Source organism: Sphingomonas bacterium (assembly GCF_903644055.1).
Classification (GTDB): Bacteria; Pseudomonadota; Alphaproteobacteria; order Sphingomonadales; family Sphingomonadaceae; genus Sphingomonas_I.
Window position 1 is genome coordinate 1 of record NZ_CAHJXD010000268.1, and the last position, 4,369, is coordinate 4,369.

At 66.5% G+C, this 4,369-nt stretch carries 4 protein-coding genes; 3 read left to right on the forward strand and 1 reads right to left on the reverse strand.

Annotated elements, in window-relative coordinates; translation table 11 throughout:
• Window positions 1-919, reverse strand: a 919-nt coding sequence (locus HUU94_RS11650) for a bifunctional transcriptional activator/DNA repair enzyme AdaA (RefSeq protein WP_254602169.1), incomplete at its 3' end; no start/stop codon positions are given.
• A gap of 207 nt (window positions 920-1,126) precedes the next feature.
• Here HUU94_RS11650 and HUU94_RS11655 point away from each other — a divergent pair.
• From HUU94_RS11655 to HUU94_RS11665, 3 genes are all read left to right on the forward strand, one after another.
• The gene (locus tag HUU94_RS11655) at window positions 1,127-1,681 is read left to right on the forward strand and encodes a F0F1 ATP synthase subunit delta (RefSeq protein ID WP_174275241.1); all 555 of its coding nucleotides are present in this window, start codon (window positions 1,127-1,129) and stop codon (window positions 1,679-1,681) included.
• Window positions 1,682-1,712: 31 nt separating this feature from the next.
• A complete protein-coding gene (gene atpA, locus HUU94_RS11660; protein WP_174275242.1) occupies window positions 1,713-3,242 on the forward strand; it encodes a F0F1 ATP synthase subunit alpha in 1,530 nt (509 codons plus the stop codon).
• 121 nt (window positions 3,243-3,363) lie between these two features.
• Window positions 3,364-4,251: a F0F1 ATP synthase subunit gamma gene (locus HUU94_RS11665; RefSeq protein WP_174275243.1), complete on the forward strand. Its 888-nt coding sequence runs from the start codon at window positions 3,364-3,366 to the stop codon at window positions 4,249-4,251.
• The last annotated feature ends 118 nt before the right edge of the window (window positions 4,252-4,369 follow it).

Below are 4,369 nucleotides of genomic sequence, written 5' to 3' on the forward strand. Positions count from 1 at the left end.
TCTTGCCGCACGCCGATCCCGCCGCGCGGGCCGCGCCCGGCGCGCCCGCCTGCGCGGCCAGCGCCGCATAGCTGAGCGTTTCTCCCGGCGGAATGCGGGCGAGCGCGCTCCACACCGCTTCCTGAAAGGCGGTGCCGCGCACATCGAGCGGCAGATCCATCAGCAGGCCGGGCGCGGCGACGAAGCGCGCGACCCGTTCGACGAGCGCCAGGAAATCGGCTCCGCCGCGCTCGATCATCGCTTCGGGGAAACGGGTGCGCAAGTCCGCTTCGTCCTCGCCGAAGGCTACCCGGCAGATGCCTTTGTCCGTTCCCGCGACCAAAAGGGCGCCGAGATTGGTCTCCGCCTCTGCCCAGCGGATCGTGACGCCGCGCCCGCCCGCACGCCACGCCGACGGCGTCATCCCCAGCCGGCCGCGCGCGTCGGCGTAGAAGCGCGACGGCACGGCATAGCCGGCATCGTAGAGCGCCTCGGTCACGCTGCCGTCCCCGGCGAGCGCCGCCTCCGCGCGTTTCGCGCGCAACGCACGGGCATAAGCGGCGGGGGTGACGCCGGTCGCGCGCCTGAACAGCCGGTGGAAGTGATGGGGGCTATAGCAGGCCGCGGCCGCCATCGCTTCCAGCGTGGGCGGCATATCGCTCGTTTCGATCAGCGCGATGGCGCGGGCGATCCCCTGCGCATCCTCCGAGATCCCGTCCGGCCTGCACCGAAGGCAGGGGCGCAGGCCCGCCGCCCGCGCCGCCGCGCCATCGCCGAAGAAACGGACATTCTCGCGCCGGGGGTGGCGCGCCGCGCAGGATGGACGGCAATAGATGCCGGTGGTGAGAACGCCGGTGACGAACCGGCCATCGGCGCGACGATCGCGCGTCATCACGGCGGCCCATGCCGCGTCGGTATCGATCTCCGAAGGCTTTTCCATGTTTCATGAATAGACAAGGCCGCGCGGCCGCGCATCCCGTGGCTTGCTTTCAAAGCCCGCGCCGCCGCCTTGCATCGCGAAGAGCCCCCTGCTAACCGGCCCGCGAACGCAAAGGGGCGGCCGATCCGGCCCGGCCCGCTTTGCCCCGCCCTGCCGGTCCCGGCCTGGGCCGGGGCGACAAATCAAGCAAGGGGATAGGACGCCCACGTGGAGCATTCCGGCGGCATACAGGCGAGCCTCAGCGGCCGCTACGCGACGGCGCTGTTCGAACTGGCGCGCGATTCAGCCCAGCTCGACACGGTCGGCGCCAGCCTCGCGGCGGTGAAGCAGGCGCTGGCCGAATCGGCCGATCTCAAGGCCTTGACGATCAGCCCGATGATCAGCCGGGCCGACTCCGGCAAGGCGATCACGGCGGTTGCCGGGGCGCTGAAGCTCGATCCGGTCACGACCAGTTTCCTGGGCGTGCTCGCGGAAAACCGTCGGTTGGCGACGCTTGCCCAGATCATCCGCGATTTCCAGACGCTCGCCGCCCGCCATCGCGGTGAGACGACGGCCGAGGTCGTCACCGCACACCCGCTCGACGACGGCCAGATGGCGGCGCTCAAGGCGCGCCTGAAGAGCATGGTCGGCAGCGAGGTTTCGGTCGACGCTTCGGTCAATCCCGCGATCCTCGGCGGGCTGATCGTCAAGATGGGCAGCCGTCAGATCGATGGCTCGATCCGCACCAAATTGAACGCACTCGCGACCGCAATGAAAGGATGACGGCGACAACGCCGTCTGGGAAAGGCTGAACATGGAAATCCGCGCCGCAGAAATCTCCAAGGTCATTCGCGACCAGATCGCGAACTTCGGCACCGAGGCCGAAGTGTCCGAGGTGGGCTCGGTGCTGTCGGTCGGCGACGGCATCGCGCGCATCCACGGGCTCGACAATGTCCAGGCGGGCGAGATGGTCGAATTCTCGAACGGCGTGCAGGGCATGGCTCTCAACCTCGAGGCCGATAACGTCGGTGTCGTGATCTTCGGCTCGGATTCGGAGATCAAAGAAGGTGATATCGTCAAGCGCACCGGCACGATCGTCGACGTGCCCGTCGGCAAGGGGCTGCTCGGCCGCGTCGTCGATGGCCTTGGCAATCCGATCGACGGCAAGGGGCCGATCGTCTCCGATCAGCGCAGCCGCGTCGAGGTCAAGGCGCCCGGCATCATCCCGCGCAAATCGGTGCATGAGCCCGTGCAGACCGGGCTCAAGGCGCTCGACGCGCTGGTGCCGGTGGGACGCGGGCAGCGCGAGCTGATCATCGGCGATCGCCAGACGGGCAAGTCGGCGGTGGCGATCGATACCTTCATCAACCAGAAGGCCGCGCATGCGGGCGACGACGAGAGCAAGAAGCTCTACTGCATTTATGTCGCGATCGGGCAGAAGCGCTCGACGGTAGCACAGCTCGTCAAGACGCTCGAAGAGAATGGCGCGATGGACTATTCGATCGTCGTCGCCGCGACTGCGTCGGAACCCGCGCCGCTCCAGTTCCTAGCGCCCTACACCGGCTGCGCGATGGGCGAATATTTCCGCGACAACGGCATGCACGCGGTCATCGTCTACGACGATCTCTCCAAGCAGGCGGTCGCCTATCGCCAGATGTCGCTGCTGCTGCGCCGTCCGCCGGGCCGCGAAGCCTATCCCGGCGACGTCTTCTATCTCCACTCGCGCCTGCTCGAACGCGCCGCGAAGATGAACGACGACAACGGCAACGGTTCGTTGACCGCGCTGCCAATCATCGAGACGCAGGCGGGCGACGTTTCGGCCTATATCCCGACCAACGTGATTTCGATCACCGACGGCCAGATCTTCCTCGAGACCGATCTTTTCTACCAGGGCGTCCGCCCCGCGATCAACGTCGGCCTGTCGGTCAGCCGCGTCGGCTCGGCCGCGCAGACCAAGGCGATGAAGAAGGTCGCGGGATCGATCAAGCTGGAGCTCGCGCAATATCGCGAGATGGCGGCCTTCGCGCAGTTCGGCTCCGATCTCGATGCCTCGACGCAGAAGCTGCTCGCACGCGGCGCGCGGCTGACCGAGCTGCTCAAGCAGGCGCAGTTCCAGCCGCTGCCGTTCGAGGAGCAGGTCGCGTCGATCTATGCGGGCACCAACGGCTTCATCGATCCGGTGGGCGTATCCGATGTCGTGCGCTACGAGGCCCAGATGCTCGCCTATCTGCGCTCGGACCATGCCGACATCCTTGGGGTCATCCGCGACAGCAAGGACTTTACCGACGATACCAAGGGCAAGCTGAAGGCGGCGCTCGACGCGTTCGGCAAGACTTTCGCGTAAGATAGAACCAACCGTCACCCCGGACTTGATCCGGGGTCCCGCTTCTCAACCGTTGCGGAAACAGAAGCGGGATGCCGGATCAAGTTCGGCATGACGATAGGTAGGAAAGAAACAGGGACACGTGGCCAGCCTCAAAGCACTCAAGGTCCGGATCACCTCGGTCAAGTCGACCCAGAAGATCACGCGCGCGCTGAAGACGGTCGCCGCGGCCAAGCTGCGCCGTGCGACCGAGCAGGCGATGGCGGGCCGGCCCTATGCCGAGCGGCTCGAATCGGTGATGGCGAGCTTGGCCTCGCGCGTCACGATCAGCGCCTCCTCGCCGAAGCTGCTGGCCGGTACGGGCAAATCCGACGTGCACCTGCTCGTCGTCGCGACCGGCGAGCGGGGCCTTGCGGGCGGCTTCAATTCGAATATCGTGCGCGCCGCGCGGATCAAGGCGGACGAGCTGATCGCCGCGGGCAGGAAGGTCCGCTTCTACATCGTCGGTCGCAAGGGCCGTCCGGTGCTGCGCCGCATGTATCCCGGCATGATCGTCGCCGATCATGACATGAGCCATGCGAAGAAGCCCGCCTTCGCGGACGCGCTGGATATCGGCCGCGATCTGATCGCGCGCTTCGACGCCGGCGAGTTCGATGTCGTGCATTTGATCTTCTCGAAGTTTCAATCGGCGCTCGTGCAGATCCCGCAGACGGTGCAGCTCATTCCGGCAGCCGTCACGAAACCCGCCAACGACGGTCCCGTCGCGGCGGCCTCGGCGGCGGTGGATTATGAGCCCGACGAGGAGACGATCCTCGCCGAGCTGCTCCCGCGCAACGTCGCCATCCAGATCTATCGCGCCCTGCTCGAAAATCAGGCGGGTTTTTACGGCGCGCAGATGAACGCGATGGACAATGCCACCCGCAACGCCGGCGATACGATCAACCGGCTGACCGTTCAGTATAACCGCACCCGCCAGGCGGCGATCACCACCGAGCTGGTGGAGATCATCGCGGGCGCCGAAGCGCTATAATCCGTTTCACGTTGCCCGAGCGAAAGCTGGGGTCCCGTGCTATAAGTGACACTCCCGCGGAGGGAGATCCCGGCCCTCGCCGGGATGACGATTGAAGGCAGGAAGAGACACGATGGCA

Bases quoted from the DNA above. Each gene is read 5' to 3' on its own strand.
- atpA (WP_174275242.1), top strand. From the start codon at position 1,713: ATGGAAATCCGCGCCGCAGAAATCTCCAAGGTCATTCGCGACCAGATC.